This window comes from Paraburkholderia sp. GAS199 (genome assembly GCF_050436585.1).
Lineage (GTDB): Bacteria > Pseudomonadota > Gammaproteobacteria > Burkholderiales > Burkholderiaceae > Paraburkholderia.
In genome coordinates, this window is record NZ_JBNDMM010000002.1 from 1,067,863 (window position 1) to 1,089,362 (window position 21,500).

The 21,500-nt window shown below is 64.4% G+C and carries 13 protein-coding genes and 2 riboswitches; of the genes, 4 read left to right on the forward strand and 9 right to left on the reverse strand.

Going from position 1 to position 21,500, the window contains the following annotated elements; all coding sequences use genetic code 11:
* Positions 1-189: 189 nt before the first annotated feature.
* Together hemE and P3T18_RS10855 are read left to right on the forward strand one after the other, a co-directional pair.
* Positions 190-1,290: a uroporphyrinogen decarboxylase gene (hemE, locus tag P3T18_RS10850; protein WP_429299893.1), complete on the forward strand. Its 1,101-nt coding sequence runs from the start codon at positions 190-192 to the stop codon at positions 1,288-1,290.
* 464 nt (positions 1,291-1,754) lie between these two features.
* Complete coding sequence (locus P3T18_RS10855; protein ID WP_429299894.1) at positions 1,755-3,998, forward strand: primosomal protein N'; 2,244 nt, start codon at positions 1,755-1,757, stop codon at positions 3,996-3,998.
* A 240-nt stretch (positions 3,999-4,238) separates the two neighbouring features.
* Here the strand turns inward: P3T18_RS10855 and P3T18_RS10860 are convergent, their stop codons facing one another.
* On the reverse strand, positions 4,239-4,409 hold the full coding sequence (locus tag P3T18_RS10860; RefSeq protein ID WP_429299895.1) for a hypothetical protein: 171 nt from the start codon (positions 4,407-4,409) through the stop codon (positions 4,239-4,241).
* A gap of 311 nt (positions 4,410-4,720) precedes the next feature.
* Between P3T18_RS10860 and putA the strand changes: the two genes are divergently transcribed.
* Positions 4,721-8,659: a trifunctional transcriptional regulator/proline dehydrogenase/L-glutamate gamma-semialdehyde dehydrogenase gene (gene putA / locus P3T18_RS10865; protein ID WP_429299896.1), complete on the forward strand. Its 3,939-nt coding sequence runs from the start codon at positions 4,721-4,723 to the stop codon at positions 8,657-8,659.
* 87 nt (positions 8,660-8,746) lie between these two features.
* A complete protein-coding gene (locus P3T18_RS10870) occupies positions 8,747-9,895 on the forward strand; it encodes a branched-chain amino acid ABC transporter substrate-binding protein (RefSeq protein ID WP_429299897.1) in 1,149 nt (382 codons plus the stop codon).
* 141 nt (positions 9,896-10,036) lie between these two features.
* On the opposite strand, the gene P3T18_RS10875 is transcribed toward P3T18_RS10870, so the two are convergent.
* From P3T18_RS10875 to P3T18_RS10910, 8 genes are all read right to left on the reverse strand, one after another.
* Complete coding sequence (locus tag P3T18_RS10875; RefSeq protein WP_429299898.1) at positions 10,037-11,761, reverse strand: thiamine pyrophosphate-binding protein; 1,725 nt, start codon at positions 11,759-11,761, stop codon at positions 10,037-10,039.
* 156 nt (positions 11,762-11,917) lie between these two features.
* A complete protein-coding gene (locus tag P3T18_RS10880) occupies positions 11,918-13,306 on the reverse strand; it encodes an L-serine ammonia-lyase (RefSeq protein WP_429299899.1) in 1,389 nt (462 codons plus the stop codon).
* A 26-nt stretch (positions 13,307-13,332) separates the two neighbouring features.
* Entirely contained in the window at positions 13,333-14,466 is a 1,134-nt protein-coding gene (locus P3T18_RS10885) for an alginate lyase family protein (protein WP_429299900.1), read from the reverse strand.
* Positions 14,467-14,606: 140 nt separating this feature from the next.
* Positions 14,607-17,543 carry an aminomethyl-transferring glycine dehydrogenase gene (gene gcvP / locus P3T18_RS10890; protein WP_429299901.1) on the reverse strand — a complete coding sequence of 979 codons (2,937 nt, stop codon included), beginning with the start codon at positions 17,541-17,543 and terminating at the stop codon, positions 14,607-14,609.
* A gap of 77 nt (positions 17,544-17,620) precedes the next feature.
* Positions 17,621-18,001, reverse strand: a complete 381-nt coding sequence (gcvH, locus tag P3T18_RS10895; RefSeq protein WP_429299902.1) for a glycine cleavage system protein GcvH — start codon at positions 17,999-18,001, stop codon at positions 17,621-17,623.
* Positions 18,002-18,064: 63 nt separating this feature from the next.
* Positions 18,065-19,183, reverse strand: a complete 1,119-nt coding sequence (gene gcvT, locus P3T18_RS10900; protein WP_429299903.1) for a glycine cleavage system aminomethyltransferase GcvT — start codon at positions 19,181-19,183, stop codon at positions 18,065-18,067.
* 80 nt (positions 19,184-19,263) lie between these two features.
* Positions 19,264-19,422: riboswitch (glycine riboswitch) on the reverse strand.
* Positions 19,423-19,456: 34 nt separating this feature from the next.
* Positions 19,457-19,557: riboswitch (glycine riboswitch) on the reverse strand.
* A gap of 148 nt (positions 19,558-19,705) precedes the next feature.
* On the reverse strand, positions 19,706-20,056 hold the full coding sequence (locus P3T18_RS10905; RefSeq protein WP_429299904.1) for a hypothetical protein: 351 nt from the start codon (positions 20,054-20,056) through the stop codon (positions 19,706-19,708).
* Between the two features lie 174 nt (positions 20,057-20,230).
* Positions 20,231-21,280, reverse strand: a complete 1,050-nt coding sequence (locus tag P3T18_RS10910; protein WP_429299905.1) for an oxidoreductase — start codon at positions 21,278-21,280, stop codon at positions 20,231-20,233.
* Positions 21,281-21,500: the final 220 nt, after the last annotated feature.

Sequence of the window (21,500 nt, forward strand, 5' to 3'; positions counted from 1 at the left end):
TTGCTGGTCCACGCAACCGCAGAATAGCCCGCGCGCCCTCGCTTGAATAACCGGTTCTTCACCAGGTAAAGAGAGAACGCCGCGCGTCATGGCGCGGAACCACGTCGCGCCGCAGTTATTGCCCGCATCAAGCGCGATGCGGCGAGCGGCGTCCGGTAAAATGCCCTTTTGCCTTCAGTCGTACGCAACGTGGCCCATAAACTCCTGAACGACACATTCCTGCGCGCGTTGCTGCGCCAGCCGACCGATTACACGCCGATCTGGCTGATGCGACAGGCGGGCCGCTACCTGCCGGAATACAACGCCACGCGTAGTCGCGCGGGCAGTTTTCTGGGGCTCGCGAAGAATCCCGCGTACGCGACCGAGGTCACGCTGCAGCCGCTCGAACGCTATCCGCTCGACGCCGCGATCCTGTTTTCCGACATTCTCACCGTACCCGACGCCATGGGCCTCGGCCTCGAGTTCGTCGCCGGCGAAGGGCCGAAATTCGCCCGACCGGTGCGCACCGAGGAAGACGTGGCGCGCCTCGCCGTGCCCGATATCGACGCAACGCTGCGCTACGTAACCGATGCGGTGCGCGAGATCCGCACCGCGCTGACCGACGCGCAAGGCCGCCAGCGTGTCCCGCTAATCGGCTTCTCCGGCAGCCCGTGGACGCTCGCCTGCTACATGGTGGAGGGCGCGGGGTCGTCCGATTTCCGCACGGTCAAGTCCATGCTGTACGCGCGCCCCGACCTGATGCACCGTATTCTGGATGTCAATGCGAAGTCGGTCGCGGCGTATCTGAATGCCCAGATCGAAGCGGGCGCGCAGGCCGTGATGATTTTCGACACGTGGGGCGGAGCGCTGGCGGACGGCGTCTACCAACGCTTCTCGTTGCACTACATTCAGCAGGTCGTGAGTCAGTTGAAGCGCGAGCACGACGGCGAAAAAGTGCCGGTCATCACGTTCACCAAAGGCGGCGGTCTCTGGCTGGACGAAATCGCCGAGATCGGCGTCGACGCTGTCGGCCTCGACTGGACGGTGAATCTTGCGAAAGCGCGCGAGCGCGTGGGCGGCAAAGTCGCGCTCCAAGGCAATATCGATCCTTCGGTGCTGTTTGCCCCGCCGGCCTCGATTCGCATGGAAGCGCGTGCCGTGCTCGACAGTTTCGGCAATCATCCCGGCCACGTTTTCAACCTCGGCCACGGTATTTCGCAGTTCACGCCACCGGAAAACGTGGCGGAACTCGTCGACGAAGTGCATCGCCATAGCCGCGCCATTCGCAGCGGCGCGCATGCACCAGCCTGAGGCCGTAATCGTTACCCATTTTGCTGCGCTGCGGCGAAGTGGGCTCTCGGCCTAAGGGGAAATTTGCAGTGAACGGGCCGTCAGATGGCGGTCCCGAGAATGTCAAGACTTGACTTATGCACATTCTTCACGCTGCGGCGCGGTAGAAGCTTTCGTCGTACATTGACCCTTGCACACCGGCGGCGCATTTGATCTAAGCCTTGTCTGGCAAGGGTTTCACGGGATTGCGGACCAATGTGCGGTACCCCACAGAAGGCCGCTGCGTCGCGGTTTGCGGGCAATCCGAACGAAGTTCTCAACAAAGTTATCCACAGGCACTTGGACCGATCGCAATTGTTCAGCCGAATCCAAAACTTAGCGGCGAAATTCAAGTTTTACTTTAACTTCGAAGCGTTCGACGGCCCCACGATGCGCGCCGTGCCGCGGCGTCACGCCGCATCCACTCAACTGGATTGCATCGCCTCGTGAGCGAAGCCTTCGTTCACGTCGCGCTAGACCATCCTTTGTCGACCTTATTCGACTACCGGTGCGACACGCCGGAAGCCGTGGCGCCGGGCATGCTGGTCAGCGTGCCGTTCGGCAAGCGCCACGTCGTGGGACTCGTGTGCGAAGTGACCGCTCACAGCGACGTGCCCGCCGAGCGGCTCAAGACAGTCGAAAACATCTGCACCGCATGTCCGCCCCTTTCCGCGGAGTGGCTGAAACTGGCCGGCTTTGCCGCCGACTACTATCAGCGCGGGCTCGGCGAGGTCGCCTTGCCCGCTTTGCCGCAGGCCTTGCGCGATGCGTCCCGCTGGTCGCGGCTGTTCGCGCCGGAAGAGCGGTACAGCCTCACGCCGGCCGGCCGCACGGCGTTGCCCGACGCGCTGCCCACCCGAGCCAGCGCCTTGCGAAAACTGGCGCAGGCTCTCGCCGAAGCCGAGTTCCTTCTTGCCGCAGATGCCCGCGCGCTTCACCCCAAAGCCATTGCGACCTTCGACGCCTGGCGCGCCGAAGGCTGGGTCGCGCTCGAAGTCATCGAGGCCGCCGACGTCACCGGTCGCGCGTCGACCGAGGCGTCCGCGCCCCAGCTCCCCACGCTGACCGACGAACAAACCGCCGCCGTCGAAGCGATTCGCGACGCGGACGGCTTCGCCCCTTTCCTTCTGCATGGCGTGACCGGCAGTGGCAAGACCGAAGTCTATCTGCGAGCGCTCGCTGAAATTCTGGCCGCGCGGCCCGAGGCGCAGGCGCTGGTGCTCGTCCCCGAAATCAATCTGACGCCGCAGTTCGAGGCGGCTTTTCGCGCGCGTTTCGCCGCGCTCGAAGGCTCCTCGATCGTCACGCTGCATAGCGGTCTCGCCGAAGGCGAGCGCGCGCGCAACTGGTTTGCCGCGCACACCGGACGCGCGCGCATCGTGCTCGGCACGCGGCTGGCGATATTGGCGTCGCTGCCGAAGCTCGCCATCATCGTCGTCGACGAGGAACACGATCCTGCTTACAAGCAGCAGGAAGGGCTGCGCTATTCCGCGCGCGATCTGGCGATCTATCGCGCCAAGCAGCTCGGTCTGCCGGTCGTGCTGGGTTCGGCCACGCCGTCGCTCGAAAGCTGGTGGCAAGCGGATCAGGGGCGCTACACGCGCCTCACCTTGTCGCGTCGCGCGGTGGCCGACGCCGTGCTGCCGACCGTCCGCCTGATCGACCTCGAAGAAGAACGGCGACGCGGACGCGCCTCGGTGGAAGGTCTTTCCGGACCGCTGATCGCTGCGCTAAAAGCGCGGCTCGAACGCGGCGAACAAAGCCTCGTGTTTCTGAACCGCCGAGGCTACGCGCCGCAACTCGCCTGCGACTCGTGCGGCTGGGTCGCCGGTTGTCCGCGCTGCAGTGCTTACGTCGTGCTGCACAAACCCGAGCGCGCGCTACGCTGCCACCACTGCGGCTGGGAAGCGCGCATTCCGCGTTCATGTCCCGAATGCGGCAACGTGGACATCGCGCCAATGGGGCGCGGCACGCAGCGTGTCGAGGAAACGCTGGCGAGCGCGGTGCCGGGCGCGCGTGTCTTGCGCATCGACGCCGACAGCACGCGGCGCAAAGGCAGCGCGCAGGCGCTCTTCTCGGACGTTCATGCCGGCGAGGTGGATATTCTGGTCGGCACGCAAATGATCGCGAAGGGCCACGACTTCCAGCGGGTCTCGCTCGTCGGCGTGCTGAACGCCGACACGGCGCTGTTCTCGCACGACTTCCGCGCGAGCGAACGCCTCTTTGCGCAGCTGATGCAGGTGAGTGGTCGCGCCGGCCGCGCGGGTTTGCCGGGCGAAGTGCTCGTGCAGACGCGTTATCCGCGACACGCGCTGTATCACGCGCTCTCGCGGCACGACTACGTCGGCTTTGCGAATTCCACGCTCGGCGAACGACGCGACGCGCATCTGCCGCCGTTCGTCTATCAGGCCTTGCTGCGAGCGGAAGGCCGCACGCTCGACGCGGCACTCGCGTTTCTGCAGCAGGCGGCCGCCGAGTTGACCGGCATTCCGGCGGCCGAACGCGTGACCGTCTACGACGCCGTTCCGCTCACTATCGTTAAGGTGATGCATGTGCACCGTGCGCAACTGTTGATCGAAAGTCAGTCGCGTGCCGCGCTGCAGGCCACGTTGCGTGCGTGGCAGCCTCTGCTGCGCGGACTGAAAGGCGTGTTGCGCTGGAGCGTCGAAGTCGATCCGCTCGACATGTGACGCTCGCCGGCCGACGTTCTGCGAACGTCAGGCCATGACTTCTTCAGGTTGTGTTTATCCAGCTTCGGCGGGAGCGTGGCCTACGCACACTTCGCGCCGATCTCACGACTCTGCGCACGCACGTAAGCAACGCCGCCGGACGCAAAGTCAGGCAGCCGTTTCACGCGTGATCGTGACGTGACCGTGCCGATCCGGTTATCACCGGATCGAAACGGACCACCCGTTGACGCATCCCGTCGATCAGTCGTTCAGTGCCGCGCGTGCATCGCCGCTCGACGCGCGCGACGCCGCGCTCGGGCGTCCCTGCGCGGCAGCGCGCTTGTCGGCGCTACCGGTTGCGCCGCGAATGAACAGCACTGCGCAAGTCGCGCACATCGCCCAGATGCCCAATACCACCAGCCACTTTTCCATTTCGCTCGTCCTCAAAACCCCGTACGTTTTTTTATGCGTGCCGAGTAGGCCGCGTACTGCCCTGTTCTGTATAACGGCGCGTCGAGCGATTCGATAAGGGTAAAAGCAAAAAGAAACACGCCAGGGAAAGTACTGAGCGCAACCGTTGCCGCCCGGCTCGGCGCCATCCGGCGCAAACCCCCGTCGCGTAAGGCTTCGCCATAGGTGCAACCATAGGCGAAACATGGTTGCACCTTTTTATTGGGAGGCGTACGATTCGCCCAACTTTTAGTCTTTCCCAGCGCTTCTGGCTGGCATCCGAAGAAGGAACCATGGCTAGCACCACCCTCGGCGTCAAGGTCGACGACCTCCTCCGTTCCCGGCTGAAAGACGCCGCGACCCGTCTCGAACGCACTCCGCACTGGCTCATCAAGCAGGCGATCTTCGCGTACCTCGAAAAGATCGAACACGGCCAGTTGCCGCCCGAACTGTCGGGCGCAACCGGCTCGGCCGATCTTGCCGACGGCGCCGCCGTCGAGCACGAGGAAGACGGTGCTTCGCATCCGTTCCTCGAGTTCGCGCAGAACGTGCAGCCGCAATCGGTGCTGCGTGCGGCGATCACCGCGGCGTACCGTCGTCCGGAGCCGGAATGCGTGCCGTTCCTCTTGGGTCAGGCGCGTTTGCCCGCGAATCTCGCGGGTGACGTGCAGGCCATGGCCGGCAAGCTGGTCGAAACGCTGCGCGGCAAGAGCAAGGGCGGCGGCGTCGAAGGGCTGATCCACGAATTCTCGCTGTCGAGCCAGGAAGGCGTCGCGCTGATGTGCCTCGCCGAAGCGCTGCTGCGCATTCCCGATCGCGCCACCCGCGACGCGTTGATCCGCGACAAGATCAGCAAGGGCGACTGGAAGTCGCACATGGGTCAGGCGCCGTCGATGTTCGTCAACGCCGCGACCTGGGGTTTGATGATCACCGGCAAGCTGATCACGACCAATAGCGAAACGAGTCTGTCGTCGGCGCTCACACGTATGATCGGCAAGGGCGGCGAGCCGCTGATCCGCAAGGGCGTGGACATGGCGATGCGTCTGATGGGCGAGCAGTTCGTCACGGGCGAAAACATTTCCGAAGCGCTGGCCAACAGCCGCAAGTACGAAGCGCGCGGTTTCCGCTACTCGTACGACATGCTCGGCGAAGCGGCCACCACCGAAGCCGACGCACAGCGCTACTACGCGTCGTACGAGCAGGCGATCCACGCCATCGGCAAGGCGGCCGGCGGCCGTGGCATCTACGAAGGTCCCGGCATCTCGATCAAGCTCTCGGCACTGCACGCACGCTACTCGCGTTCGCAGCAGGAGCGCACCATGAGCGAACTGCTGCCGCGCGTGCGCTCGCTGGCGATCCTCGCGCGCCGCTACGACATCGGCCTGAACATCGACGCCGAAGAAGCCGACCGCCTCGAAATCTCGCTCGACCTGCTCGAAGCGCTGTGTTTCGATCCTGAACTGGCCGGCTGGAACGGCATTGGTTTCGTGGTGCAGGCGTATCAGAAACGTTGCCCGTTCGTGATCGAATACATCGTCGATCTGGCGCGCCGCAGCCGTCACCGCATCATGGTTCGCCTCGTGAAGGGCGCGTACTGGGACACCGAAATCAAGCGTGCACAAGTGGACGGCCTCGAAGGCTATCCGGTCTACACGCGCAAGATCTACACGGACGTCTCGTACCTCGCCTGCGCCAAGAAACTGCTGAGCGCGCCGGACGCGGTCTATCCGCAGTTCGCCACGCACAACGCGCATACGCTGTCGGCGATCTATCACCTCGCGGGCAACAACTACTATCCTGGTCAGTACGAGTTCCAGTGTCTGCACGGCATGGGCGAACCGCTGTACGAGGAAGTCACGGGCCGCGACAAGCTGAACCGTCCGTGCCGCGTGTACGCACCGGTCGGCACGCACGAAACGCTGCTGGCGTATCTCGTGCGCCGTCTGCTGGAAAACGGCGCGAATACGTCGTTCGTGAACCGTATTGCCGATGAAAACGTCGCCATCAAAGACCTGATCGCCGATCCGGTCGACGAAGCCTCGAAGATCGTGCCGCTCGGCGCGCCGCACGCGAAGATTCCGCTGCCGCGCAATCTGTATGGCGCCGAGCGTCTCAACTCGATGGGCCTCGACCTGTCGAACGAACATCGGCTGGCGTCGCTGTCGTCGGCTTTGCTGGCGAGCGCGCATCATCCGTGGCGCGCCGCGCCGATGCTCGAAGACAACGAGATCGCCGTGGGCGTGGCGCGCGACGTGCGCAATCCCGCCGACCAGCGCGACCTCGTCGGTACGGTGGTCGAAGCCACGCCGGAACACGTGAGCGCGGCGCTCGCGCACGCGGTGGCCGCCGCGCCGATCTGGCAGGCTACGCCGGTCGAAGCGCGCGCCGATTGCCTCGCCCGCGCCGCTGATCTGCTCGAAGCGCAGATGCACACGCTGATGGGTCTGGTGGTGCGTGAGGCCGGCAAGTCGCTGGCGAACGCCGTCGCGGAAATCCGCGAAGCGATCGACTTCCTGCGCTACTACTCCACGCAGATCCGCAACGAGTTTTCGAACGACACGCATCGTCCGCTGGGTCCGGTGGTCTGTATCAGTCCGTGGAATTTCCCGCTGGCCATTTTCATGGGTCAGGTGGCCGCGGCGCTGGCTGCCGGCAACACGGTGCTCGCAAAGCCCGCCGAGCAGACACCGCTGATCGCCGCGCAAGCCGTGCGCATTCTGCGCGAAGCCGGCGTGCCGGCAGGCGCGGTGCAACTGCTGCCGGGCAACGGCGAGACGGTCGGCGCCGCGCTGGTGGCCGATCCGCGCACGCGTGCCGTGATGTTCACCGGTTCGACGGAAGTGGCGCGTCTCATCAACAAGACCTTGTCGAGCCGCCTCGATCCGGACGGCAAGCCGATCCCGCTGATCGCCGAAACGGGTGGTCAGAACGCGATGATCGTCGACTCGTCGGCGCTTGCCGAACAGGTGGTCGCGGACGTCCTGCAATCGTCTTTCGACTCTGCCGGTCAACGGTGTTCCGCTTTGCGCGTTCTTTGTCTACAGGACGATGTTGCGGACCGTACGCTGGAAATGCTGACGGGCGCGATGCGCGAACTGGCGGTGGGTAATCCGGACCGGCTGTCGATCGACGTCGGCCCGGTGATCGATCTCGACGCGAAACGCGGCATCGACGCACACGTTGCGGCGATGCGCGAGAAAGGCCGCAAGGTCGAGCAACTGCCGATGCCGGATGGCTGCGCGCAAGGCACGTTCGTGCCGCCGACGTTGATCGAACTCGACAGCATCGACGAACTGAAGCGCGAAGTGTTCGGCCCGGTGCTGCACGTCGTGCGTTATCGCCGCAGCCAGCTCGACAAGCTGCTCGAACAGATCCGCACGACGGGTTACGGCCTGACGCTCGGCATCCACACGCGGATCGACGAAACCATCGCTCACGTGATCAGCCGCGCGCATGTCGGCAACATCTACGTGAACCGCAACGTGATCGGCGCGGTGGTGGGTGTGCAGCCGTTCGGCGGCGAAGGTTTGTCGGGTACGGGACCGAAGGCGGGCGGCGCGTTGTATCTGCAGCGTCTGCTGGCGACGCGTCCGGCGGGTTTGCCGAAGTCGCTGGCCGATTCGCTGGTTCTGGATACGCCCCAGGTGTCGCAAACTTCGCAAAGCGGCGACAATCCGTCCGCAGCATTGACGGCTTACCGCGACTGGCTGATCGGCGAGCAGCAGGCAGTGCTGGCCGCACGCGTCGACGGTTATCTGTCGCACGTGCTGGCAGGTGCCACGGCGGTGCTGTCCGGTCCGACCGGCGAGCGCAATACGTACACGCTGGGCGCGCGCGGCACGGTGCTGTGTGTCGCGTCGACGGCAAGCGGCGCGCGCGTGCAGTTCGCGGCGGCGCTGGCTACGGGAAATCGCGCGTTGTTCGAAGGCGCGGCGGGTGAACAATTGGTGTCTCAACTGCCTGCTTCGCTGAAGTCGTATGCGAGCGTCAAGAAGAGCGCCGATACGCCGTTCGACGCCGTGCTGTTCGAAGGCGACAGCGACGAACTGCTGACGCTGGTGAAGGAAGTCGCGAAACGTCCGGGGCCGATCGTGTCGGTGCAAGGCGTCGCGGCTCGGGCACTGGAGAGCGGCGATGAAGACTACGCACTCGAACGTCTGCTGACGGAACGTTCGGTCAGCGTGAACACGGCCGCGGCAGGCGGCAATGCGAATTTGATGACGATCGGTTGAGCGAACCTCATTGATCTTTTCAATAAAACGGAAGCGGTACGGCGACCCCAAAGCCGCTCCATCCACACCTGGTACCAAGGAGAAGCTATGCAACACAAGATGACAAAGCTGGCAGGCGCAGCGCTGGTTGCGGCAATGTCGCTGGCGGGGACGGCCAACGCTCAATCGACGGAAGACGTGAAGATCGGTTTCGCCGGTCCGATGACGGGCGCACAGGCGCACTACGGCAAAGACTTCCAGAACGGCATCACGCTGGCTGTCGAAGACATGAACGCGACCAAGCCGATGATCGGCGGCAAGCAGGTTCGCTTCGTGCTGGATTCGGCCGACGACCAGGCTGACCCGCGCACCGGCACGACCGTTGCACAGAAGCTGGTGGATGACGGCATCAAGGGCATGCTCGGCCACTTCAACTCGGGCACCACGATCCCGGCTTCGCGCATTTACGCGAACGCAGGCATCCCCGAAATCGCCATGGCGACGGCGCCTGAATACACGCAGCAAGGCTTCAAGACCACGTTCCGCATGATGACGTCCGACACGCAGCAAGGTTCGGTCGCCGGCACGTTCGCCGTGAAGACGCTGGGCGTGAAGAAGATCGTGATCGTCGACGACCGCACGGCATACGGCCAGGGTCTGGCAGATCAGTTCGAAAAGGCAGCGAAGGCAGCGGGTGGCCAGATCGTCGATCGTGAATACACGAACGACAAAGCGGTCGACTTCAAGTCGATCCTGACCAAGCTGAAGTCGGTCAACCCGGACCTGATCTATTACGGCGGCGCAGATTCGCAAGCGGCTCCGATGGTCAAGCAGATGAAGGCACTGGGCATCAAGGCACCGCTGATGGGCGGCGAAATGGTTCACACGCCGACGTTCATCCAGATCGCGGGTGACGCGGCAAACGGCACGGTGGCGTCGCTCGCCGGCCTGCCGCTGGAAGAAATGCCGGGTGGCAAGGACTACGTCGCCAAGTACAAGAAGCGTTTCAACGAAGACGTGCAAACGTACTCGCCGTACGCTTACGACGGCGCAATGGCCATGTTCGACGCAATGAAGAAGGCGAACTCGACCGATCCGGCCAAGTACCTGCCGCTGCTCGCGAAGACCTCGATGCCGGCTGTGACCGCAGCTAACCTCGCGTACGACTCGAAGGGCGACCTGAAGAACGGCGGCATCACGCTGTACAAGGTTGTCGACGGCAAGTGGACGACGCTGCAAAGCGTGGGCGGCAAGTAAGTACCGCTTCTCCGCTTTTGGGCACCGCACGCAGGCCGGTGCGGCGCCCGAAACAAAAAAGCCCTGCGGCTCTTTCGAGCTTCAGGGCTTTTTCTTTGCCAGGCGGCGAACGGTTGAACGGTCGAACCGTCGCCGTGCGTCTCACTCGCCGCGCAGCTTTCTTCCCTGCTCGCGGATCTGGTCCAGCGTCGCGCCCGGCGTGCTCGCTTCCTGCGGCATGCGGATCTCGATGACCGCCGCGCGTTTAGCTTCCATCGAACGCTGCAAGGCAGGCAGAAAATCTTCCGTGCGCTCGACGGTTTCGCCATGCGCGCCGAACGATCGCGCGAATGCCGCAAAGTCCGGATTCGTCAGCGCGGTGCCGTGAACGCGATTCGGATAATGCCGCTCCTGATGCATGCGGATCGTGCCGAACTGGCTGTTGTTGACCACGATAAATATCACGTGCAGATCGTACTGCATGGCCGTCGCGAGTTCTTGCGCGGACATCATGAAGCAGCCGTCGCCGGCCAGCGCGACCACGGCGCGCTGCGGATAGAGCGACTTCGCCGCGATCGCAGCCGGCACGCCGTAACCCATCGCGCCGCTGGTCGGCGCGAGTTGCGAGCGGTAGTGGCGATACGAAAAATGCCGATGCAGCCAGGTCGCGTAATTGCCCGCGCCGTTGGTGAGAATCGCGTCGGCGGGAAGCGTGTCTCGCAACTGCTGAATCACTTCGCCCATCTGCACGTCGCCGGGAATCGGCCGTGGCTTGCGCCAGTCGAGATACGCGCGATGCGCTTCGTCTGCCGTGCCGCGCCATGCGAGCGTAGCCGTCGACGGCTTCAGGTCGGCCAGCAACGCGGCCATCTCCGGCATGCCCGAGACGATCGGCAGATCGGCCGCATAAACGCGTCCGAGCTCCTCCGCGCCCTGGTGGATGTGAACCAGCGTCTGCCGCGTCTTCGGGATGTCGAGCAGCGTGTAGCCGTTGGTCGTCGCTTCGCCGAGCCGCGGACCGAGCGTGATCAGCAGATCGGCGTCGCGGATACGTTGCGCCAACGCGGGATTGATGCCGAGACCGACGTCGCCGGCATAGTTCGGATGCTCGTTGTCGAGCGTGTCCTGAAAGCGGAACGCGAGACCGACCGGCAGTTGCCAGTTCTCGACGAAGCGCTGCAGGTCCGCGCACGCCGCCGGCGTCCAGCCGCTGCCGCCGGCGATCATCATGGGACGCTGGGCGCCTTCGAGCAGCACGCGCAACTGTTCGATCTGCGCCGTCGACGGCGACGCCGCTACGCGGTGATAACGCGGCGCGCCGGCAACGGCGTCGCAGGCATCGCTCAACACGTCTTCCGGCAACGACAACACCACCGGTCCGGGACGGCCGGAAGTGGCCGTGTGGAAGGCGTGACTCAGATATTCGGGAATACGCTTCGGGTCGTCGATCTGCGCGACCCATTTCGCCATCTGGCCGAACATGCGGCGATAGTCGATTTCCTGGAAGGCTTCGCGATCCAGATGTTCGCGCGCGCACTGGCCGATCAGCAGAATCATCGGCGTCGAATCCTGGAATGCCGTGTGTACGCCGATCGACGCATGGGTGGCGCCGGGACCGCGCGTGACGATTGCGACGCCGGGACGGCCGGTCAGTTTGCCGACCGCTTCGGCCATGTTGGCCGCGGCCGCTTCGTGACGACACACCACCGTCTGTATGCGGCCGGTTTCGTCGTGCAGCGAATCGAGCACGGCAAGAAAGCTCTCGCCGGGCACACAGAAAACACGTTCGACGCCGTGCGTGAGCAGCGCATCGACGACGAGGCGCGCGCCCGTGGTGGGAGCGGCGGAAGACTCAGCAGCGGTTTCAGATGCAGAAGCGAGCGGCATGGCGATGAAGCCTCCGGACATGACGAAAAGTGCAGGTCAGATACAGTACGTTTCACGCTGCCGCAACCTTGGACCAAGCCGCCGCAGCGCATCGACAGCTTACGCCGGGCACGCGCGCCGTGTCATGTCACAGCGCGGCGCCCGATCGTCGAGCCGTCAGCATTCGACGATATTCACCGCCAGCCCGCCGCGCGACGTTTCCTTGTACTTGGTCTTCATATCCGCGCCGGTCTGCATCATCGTCTTGATGACGGAATCGAGCGACACATAATGCGTGCCGTCGCCACGCAGCGCCATGCGCGCAGCGTTGACGGCCTTGACCGACCCCATCGCATTGCGTTCGATGCAGGGAATCTGCACCATGCCGCCGACCGGATCGCAGGTGAGGCCGAGGTTGTGTTCCATGCCGATCTCGGCGGCGTTCTCGACCTGTCGCGGCGTGCCGCCCATGACGGCGGCAAGCGCGCCGGCCGCCATCGAACACGCCACGCCGACTTCGCCCTGGCAGCCTACTTCTGCGCCCGAGATGGACGCGTTCAACTTGTACAGGATGCCGATGGCGGCGGCGGTCATGAGGAAGTCGATCACGCCTTGCTGGTTCGAACCCGGCATGAAGCGCATGTAGTAATGCAGCACCGCCGGGATGATGCCGGCCGCGCCATTGGTCGGTGCCGTGACCACGCGACCGCCCGCGGCGTTTTCTTCGTTCACCGCGATGGCGTACAGGTTGATCCAGTCGATCATGGAAAGCGGATCGCGCAACGCGCTTTCCGGATTGCCCGATAGCGCGCGATACAACTGCGGCGCGCGGCGTTTCACCTGAAAAGGACCGGGCAGATTGCCGTCGGCGGCAGGATTATTGATGCCGCAACCGCGCGACACGCACGATTGCATCACGTCCCAGATTTTCAGAAGACCCGCGCGCGTTTCTTCTTCGGTGTGCCAGGCGCGTTCGTTTTCCCACATGACCTGCGCGATGCTTTTGCCGGTCGATTCGCATAGCGCCAGCAGTTCGTTGCCGCTGCGAAACGAGTGCGGCAACTGGTCGACGGCGCTCAGCACCTTGGTATTCGGCGCGCCCGCGGTGACCACGAAACCGCCGCCCACCGAGAGATACGTCGCTTCGCGCAGCGTCTTGCCCTGCGCGTCGAACGCGCGCAGCTTCAGGCCATTCGGATGCTCGGCCAGCGCCTGACGATAAAACGAAATGTGTTCCTTCTGCACGAACGGTACGTCGTGCGTGCCGAGCAGCGCGAGCTTGCGCGACACGCGCACGGCTTCGAGCCGCTCGACGATGGTATCGGGGTCGACCGTGTCCGGTGCGTCGCCCATCAGGCCGAGCATGACGCCGCGGTCGGTGCCGTGGCCCTTGCCGGTTGCGCCGAGCGAACCGTACAGATCCACTTTGACCGAAGCCGTGGCGGCGAGCAGTCCGTCGCGTTCAAGCCCTTGAGCGAACATCAGTGCCGCGCGCATCGGACCGACCGTATGCGAACTGGACGGACCGATGCCGATTTTGAAAAGGTCGAACACGCTGACTGCCATTACTGCTCCTGCTGATTGAAGTTGGTTTAGCGCGCCGGCAGCGGCAAACACACGGCGAGCCACGCGGGCGGCGTCGGTGCGAGCTGTAGCGCGGTCGGCGTATAGCGTCCATCGAGACGCGCCGCCAGATGAAACAGTTCCGTCGCGTTCTTCGGGTCCCACTGACCCGAATAGCCGGGCAAACCGGCCTCGCGACGTTGAGCGTCGAACGGCACGCTCGAATGCACGAATTCCTCGTGGGTCTTGCTGCCGTCCGCGTACGGCTTGAGCCAGTTGAGCGCGGCTTGCAGCGAGGCGCCGTTCGCGCCTTTCTCCGGCAACCAGTTGCGGTTGTGGCGGCGCGCGGCAAGCGCCGCCGTGACCAGCGGCTGAAGATCGTAGGTCACGTAATGCAGCGCGTCGCGCTCGCTGAAATCGATGGTCGAACCATCGGGTTCGATGTTGTCCGCCAGATGTTCGTCGAACAGACGCTGCGCCGCGTTGATCATCTTGCGGTTGTCGAGCGTGAACGCGGCCATGGCGATCAGCTTGATGCGATGGCTCTGCCAGTTGTTGCGAAAGTTGCCCTTCAGCGGCCGCGGCTGCGCGTCGATCTGCGCGATATAGCCGTTCGCGAGTTTCGTCAGGAACGCCATCGACGCATTGCGCGTTTTCACGGGCAGCGCGCTCGCGGTCATGTCGTAGGCGAGGATCAGTCCTTCGAAACTCGTTTCGTCGATGGGATTGAAGCTGGGCTGGTAGGTCGTGACCCACGCGTACAACAGGCGATCCACCAGCTTCAGATAACGGTCGTCGCTGGTGGCGCGCCAGGCGAGCGCAGCGTCGCGCAACAGATCGAGATCTTTCTCGGCTTCGATACTTTGATCGCGAATGCCTTCGTGCGGTAACGTGCCTTCGGTATGCAGTTTCGCGAGCGCATGCGGCTGGTCGTTCAGATGCGACTGCACGTTGCTCACGAGCGCCTTCACACCGGGATCGGCGTTGGTGCGCTCGCTGGTTTGCAGCGCCGGTGCGGCGCAAAAATTCATCGCGGCTTGCGCCTCGTGCAGCGGCAGCAGCGCCGCTGCACCAGCCAGTGCGAACGCACAAGCCTGCTGCCACGTTTTTCGGGCGTGTCCCGTTCCGGTCCGGCTTTGCATCAATCGCACCTGTCGCGCCATGCGAAACTCCTCGTTAGGCTGATTCGGTGTGTGATGTTAGCCGTTTGCGGCCATGAGCAACAGAACCGCACAACGCCTGCTTACAACCTTCGAGACGTTGCGCGGCAGAGCCGTGCCGACAGGCGTGCTGACCGCCGTGCTTACTCGTAATCCGCGATAGGCACGCACGAGCAGAACAGGTTGCGGTCGCCGTACACGTTGTCCGCGCGGCCAACCGGCGGCCAGTACTTCTTCGCGATCAGCGTGGGCAGCGGATACGCGGCGGTTTCGCGCGGGTACGCATGCTTCCACTCGTTGGCGATGACCACCGCCGCCGTGTGCGGCGCATGCTTGAGCGGATTGTCTTCGCGGTCCGAGCGGCCTTCTTCGACCGCGCGGATTTCCTCGCGGATCGCGATCATGGCTTCGATGAAACGGTCGAGTTCTTCTTTCGATTCCGATTCGGTCGGCTCGACCATCAAGGTGCCCGGTACCGGGAAGCTCATGGTCGGCGCGTGGAAGCCGTAGTCGGCGAGACGCTTGGCGACGTCGTCGACGGTGATGCCGCTCGTTTCCTTGATCGGACGCAGGTCGAGAATGCACTCGTGCGCGACGAGTCCGCCGGGGCCCGAGTACAGCACGGGGTAATGCGGCGCCAGTTTCTTCGCGACGTAGTTCGCGTTCAGGATCGCGGTTTCGGTAGCGGCGGTGAGGTTCTTCGCGCCCATCATCGCGATGTACATCCACGAGATCGGCAGGATCGACGCGGAGCCGTACGGCGCGCCCGACACTGCACCGATGCCGTTCGGTGCGCGTTCGTAACCCGACGAGATCTGGTTCGGCAGGAACTGCGCGAGATGCGCGCCGACCGCCACCGGACCCACGCCCGGTCCGCCGCCACCGTGCGGAATGCAGAAGGTCTTGTGCAGGTTCAGGTGCGAGACGTCGCCGCCGAACTGACCCGGCGCGCACAGACCGACCATCGCGTTCATGTTCGCGCCGTCCACATAAACCTGGCCGCCGTGCGCATGCACGATTTCGCAGATTTCGCGCACGTTCGCTTCGAACACGCCATGCGTGGACGGATACGTGATCATGATGGCCGCGAGCTTGTCAGCGTGCTGCGCAGCCTTCTTCTTCAGGTCTTCGATATCGACGTTGCCTTGCGCGTCGCATGCCACCACGACCACCTGCATGCCGGCCATCTGCGCCGACGCCGGGTTCGTGCCGTGCGCGGACGCGGGAATCAGGCAGACGTTGCGATGCGCTTCGCCGCGCGACGCGTGGTAAGCGTGGATGATGAGCAGGCCGGCGTACTCGCCTTGCGAGCCCGCGTTCGGTTGCAGCGAAATAGCCGCGTAGCCGGTGGCGGCCACCAGCATTTCTTCGAGCTGGTCGATCATCTCGCGGTAGCCGACGGTTTGCTCGGCCGGTGCGAACGGATGGATCTGACCGAATTCGGGCCACGTGACCGGCAGCATTTCGGACGTCGCGTTCAGCTTCATCGTGCACGAGCCGAGCGGGATCATCGAGCGGTCGAGCGCGAGGTCTTTGTCGGACAGGCTACGCAGGTAGCGCAGCATTTCCGTTTCGGAATGGTGACGGTTGAAGACGTGGTGCGTGAGATACGCGCTGGTGCGTTCCAGCGAGGCGGGCACCGATGCCGTGTCCGACGCGGCGAGCTTTTCGTCGAGCGCATCGATTTGCGGCACGTCGTTCGAACCGGCGGCTTCCGCGAAGACGGCGAGCAGATCGGCCAGATCGCGGCGCGAGGTGGTTTCGTCGATCGACAGACCGACTTGCGTGTCGCTCACGCGGCGCAGGTTGATGCGCTTCGCTTTGGCCGCGTCGTGCAACGCCTGCGTACGCGCGCCGCTGTCGAAGGTGAGCGTATCGAAGAACGTTTCGTTGACTAGCGTGTAGCCGAGTTGCCTCGCGCCTTGCGCGAGCAACGCCGCGATGCGGTTCACGCGCAGCGCGATGGTTTTCAGGCCGTGCGGGCCGTGATACACGGCGTACATGCTGGCCATGATCGCGAGCAGCGCCTGTGCGGTACAGACGTTCGAGGTCGCTTTCTCGCGGCGAATGTGCTGTTCGCGCGTTTGCAGTGCGAGTCGCAATGCGGAATTGCCTTGTGCGTCGACGGTCACGCCGACGAGCCGGCCCGGCATCTGACGCTTGAACTCGTCGCGCACGGCGAGATAGGCGGCGTGCGGGCCGCCGAAGCCGACCGGTACGCCGAAACGCTGCGTATTGCCGACCGCCACGTCCGCGCCCCATTCGCCCGGCGGCGTGAGGACGGTCAGTGCGAGCAGGTCGGCGGCGACCACCACGTGGCCGCCCGCTGCGTGGATCGCGTCGGCCAGCGCGCGGTAGTCGCGCACGTCGCCGTTGACGCCCGGATACTGCAGCAGCACGCCGAATGCGTTGGCATGGGCGGCGTCCGCAGCCGGGCCGACTTTCACTTCGATGCCGACCGGCGTGGCGCGCGTCTTCACCACTTCGATGGTTTGCGGCAGCACGTCGTCGGCGACGTAGAAGATGTTCGACTTCGGCTTGCCGACGCGCTGCAGCAGCGTCATGGCTTCCGCGGCGGCGGTGGCTTCGTCGAGCAGCGAGGCGTTGGAAATCGCCAGACCGGTGAGGTCGACGATCATCTGCTGGAAGTTCAGCAGCGCTTCCAGACGACCCTGCGAAATTTCAGGCTGATACGGCGTGTAGGCCGTGTACCACGCCGGATTTTCCAGCACGTTGCGCAGGATGACCGTGGGCGTGTGGGCGTTGTAGTAGCCCTGGCCGATGTACGAGCGGAACACCTGGTTCTTGTCCGCGAGTTCGCGCAGCGCGGCGAGCGCTTCGGCTTCGCTTTTCGGCTGCGAGAAGGGACCGAGCGGCAAGGCTTCGGTGCGGCGGATCGTCTTCGGAATGACGGCGTCGATCAGCGCGGCGCGCGACGCGAAGCCGAGAGCTTCGAGCATCGCTTGCTGGTCGGCCGAATCCGGGCCGATGTGCCGTTCGGCGAAGGCGTCATGCACTTCGAGCGCGGCGAGCGAGAGAGGAGTGCGGTTCATCAGACGATCCGGGTGTTCGAGCTTCATGAGGTGTTCCTGGCGGTGCGGCGGTCCGTCTGGCGAATCGGACTTGCCGCACCTTGCGGGTTAAACGTAAAGGTGAATCAGGCGTCGATCGACTTCGAGTACGCGTCGGCGTCGATCAGACGCTCCTGCGTGGCGCCTGCTGCCGGCTTGATCTTGAAGAGCCAGCTGTCGTACGGCGTGGTGTTGACTGAATCCGGCGTGTCCGCCACCGCGGTGTTCGCTTCGATGATCTCGCCCGAGACCGGCGCGTAGATGTCGGAAGCGGCTTTCACGGATTCGATCACGGCCACGGTGTCGCCCGCGTTCACGGTCTTGCCCAGTTCCTGGACTTCGAAAAAGACGATGTCGCCGAGCGCTTCCTGCGCGTGGTCGGTGATGCCGACCGTCAGCGTGCCGTCCGCCTCGGTGCGGACCCACTCGTGCGATTCGGTGTATTTCAGATCGGCCGGGATGCTCATCGGATGCTCCTATGCGGTGTGATTCGGTATGAACTTGAAAGGGTGACGCACGCGCCGGTCGGCTTAAACCGCGAGCACTTTGCCGTTGCGTACGAACGGCAGTTTTACCACGCTTGCGGGAACGTTTTTGTCGCGAATCTGGACTTGAACGGTATCGCCCGGCTGCACGCCTTTCGGCACGCGCGCAAAGGCGATGGATTCCTGCATGGTGGGAGAAAACGTACCGCTGGTGATTTCGCCTTCGCCGTGCGGCGTGACGACTTTCTGGTGAGCACGCAGCACGCCTGCCGCCTTGCCGTTTTCCTTCAGGAGGATCAGGCCGACGAACGCGGCTTGCGAACCGTCTGCTTCGAGTTTGCCCTTGCCGACGAAGTCGCGCGGCGAAGTGAGGTCGACCGTCCAGGCGAGGCCGGCGTCGAGCGGCGAGACGTTGTCGTCCATATCCTGGCCGTACAGGTTCATGCCGGCTTCGAGGCGCAGCGTGTCGCGCGCGCCGAGGCCGGCGGGGCGTACGCCCTGAGCCTGCAGCGCGTTCCACAGCGCGATCACGTGATCCGCCGGGACGATGATCTCGAAGCCGTCTTCGCCGGTGTAGCCGGTGCGGGCGACGGTCAGTTCGCCGAACGGCGTGTCCTGAAGGCGGGCCGCGTTGAACGGTTTCAGGCCTTCCGTGGCGGCGCGTGCGGCCGGCACGGTTTGCCAGACTTTTTCGCGTGCGTTCGGACCTTGCACGGCGACGATCGCGTAATCGCGGCGCGGCGTGATGGTGAGGCCGAAGCTGCCCTCGGCGTTGAGCTGGCCGAACCAGGCGATGTCTTTATCGGCGGTACCCGCGTTGACGACCACGCGGAAATGATCTTCGCCGAAGTAATAGACGATCAGGTCGTCGATCACGCCGCCGTTCGGGTTCAGCAGACAGGAGTAGAGCGCGCGGCCCGGCGTTTGCAATTTGGCGACGTTGTTCGCCAGCGCGAATTCGAAGAAAGCGCGCACGCGCTCGCCGGTGAAGTCGACGACGCACATGTGCGAGACGTCGAACATGCCGGCGTCGGTGCGCACGGCGCGGTGTTCGTCGATCTGCGAGCCGTAGTTGACAGGCATGTCCCAGCCGCCGAAATCGACCATGCGAGCGTTGAGCGCACGATGGGTGGCGTTGAGCGGGGTGTGTTTGAGTTCGGTCATGGGGCCTCGGGCATCTCGCGAAACAAAAAAGGCCATGCGACGCTGCGCCTCGCGGCGTGTGCCTGCGAGCGAGTGCGATGCATGACCCCTCTGTCCTCGATACCTGAGAGATTGCGCTGCCGTGCGGGACTGGAATGCAGTCGACACGGTGAAACGCGCGCCCCTTCGGTGGGCAGCTTGCCGGGTTTGCATGATGCGAACCATGCAAACGGCTACTGCCGCTCTCCAGAGTGCGAAAAACCGGTGCCCGAATGTGGCCTGGGCGCGGATTCTTCGACGCGGTCGGTCCTTTTGCCTGAGAGTTTGCGGGTGTGCCCCTTCGGCGGCGCGGCCTACGATTTTCTGCGGCCAGCACGCTCTCCCGACGCGTGCGGCGAATGTACGCGAGGGCCGATGGCTTGTCAAATAAAGGCCCGCGAGCGGCGTGGGGGTTGACGCGGCGGCTGCGCGCCTGTCAAAAAAAAGCGCGGGACGTGATGCCCGCGCTGTGTTTCTACCGCTTCTCGCACGAACTGGAGCGAATTATTCGCCGATGGCGTGAGCCGCGTTATCCAGTTCCTGGTTCAGCACGCGCTGTTCGTCGCCGGACAGGCCGCCGCCGTGTTGCGCGGACATGTCGCGCGCTTCCTGACGGATCACGTCGAGGCGATGATGCAGCGCGCCGCCTTGCGGAGGCGGATAGTAGCCCTGGTTGACGTGGTTATCGATGCGGCGGCTCAGGTTGTCGATACGGCCTTCGACCTGATGCAGACGCTGGTCCGCGATCTGCTGCGGGCTGGGACGCGGTGCCGGTGCGGGTTGCGGCGCCACCACGCAGGCGGCGAGGGAGCTGAGCAAGGCGCACGCGGCAAGCGCGCGAGTGGTTCGATGCATGGACTCTCCGGAAGTCGTTGTCGTTTTGTCGTGCTACTCGGTAGCAACGGTTGGGTTCGGCTTCGCGCTGACCGGACAGCGACCCTTATTTGTAACGTTATGTACTTGTCGGGCGCGCGGGCATTTGTAAGCCGCGCCGCGAAGCGCAGGGTTGCGGCACGGCAAGGCGGCCGATCAGCGAACGCGTTCGAACGGCAGGCGCACGCCTTCGTCCGAGCTGCGCGCGGCCAGTTCGACGATGGTCATCACGTCGACGGCGTCCTGTGCGCTGACGGGAAACTTCACGCCGTTCTGGATCGCGTCGGCGACGGCGATATAGAAGCCGCTGTAGTCGCCGTCGCGGGTCCGCAATTCGCGCTCCACTTCCTTGTCGCCTTCGACCACGCGCAGCAGGCCGGCGGTGTTGCCGGCGCCGAAGCCGTCGTCGCCCGGACGCAGGCCGGCCTTCAGCTGATCTTCCTGCGTGTCGAGCCCGTACTTCACATAGCTGCCGCGCGTGCCGTGGATCGAGAAGCGCGGCGCGACCAGTGCGGTCAGCGCGCTGGCGTGCAGGACCACTTCGAATTCGCCGTATCCCAGCTGGATGTGCACGTAGTCGGGTGCGCCTGCCTGATCGCGATGCGTGCGAACCGTGGCGGAGACGGTTTGCGGCGCGCCGAACAGCGCCAGCGACTGGTCGATCAGATGCGGTCCGAGATCAAGCAGCAGGCCGCCGCCGCGCGACGCTTCCTCGCGCCAACGCTGCCGGACTTCCGGACGGAAGCGGTCGAAGTGCGATTCGTATTGCGTGACGCGTCCCAGCTCACCGCTGGCAAGCAGTTCGCGCACTGTCAGAAAATCGCCGTCCCAGCGACGGTTGTGAAACGGAATGAACAGCTTGCCGCGCGCCAGCGCAATGTTGGCGAGGGTGTGCGCGTCGGCGGCGGTGAGCGTGACGGGTTTGTCGACGACTACGTGCTTGCCGGCTTCCAGCGTGCGGCGCGCGAGGTCGAAGTGCGTGTCGTTGGGCGTGGCGATGACGATGCAGTCGAGTTCGTCGAGTGCGAGCAGCGCGTCGAGATCCGCGACGATTTTGGCGTGCGGATAATCGGCCAGCGCGTGTTCTGGCTTGCTGGTTGCAATGGCCGCGACGTTCGCGCGGCCGCAGTGCTCGATGACCGGTGCGTGAAACGTCGCGCCGGCAAAACCGTAACCCATCAATCCAATCTTCAGCGATGCGGACATGCGTGTCTTCCTGCAAAAACGGCGCGCCGCTTTGCCACCGCGGCGGCGGCGCGCAACACCCCGATTGTGGCATGTATCCGTGTTAACATCGCTCCTCTCGCGCGGATCGCGGCGAGCCGGAAAGCCCGCAACGATTTGCTTCGGCGCCCGCTCACAGCCCGCGCAGCATGCCCCCGGGCCTCGGTTTCGCATTTTCGTGCACGAGCGCCCTCAACCGTTT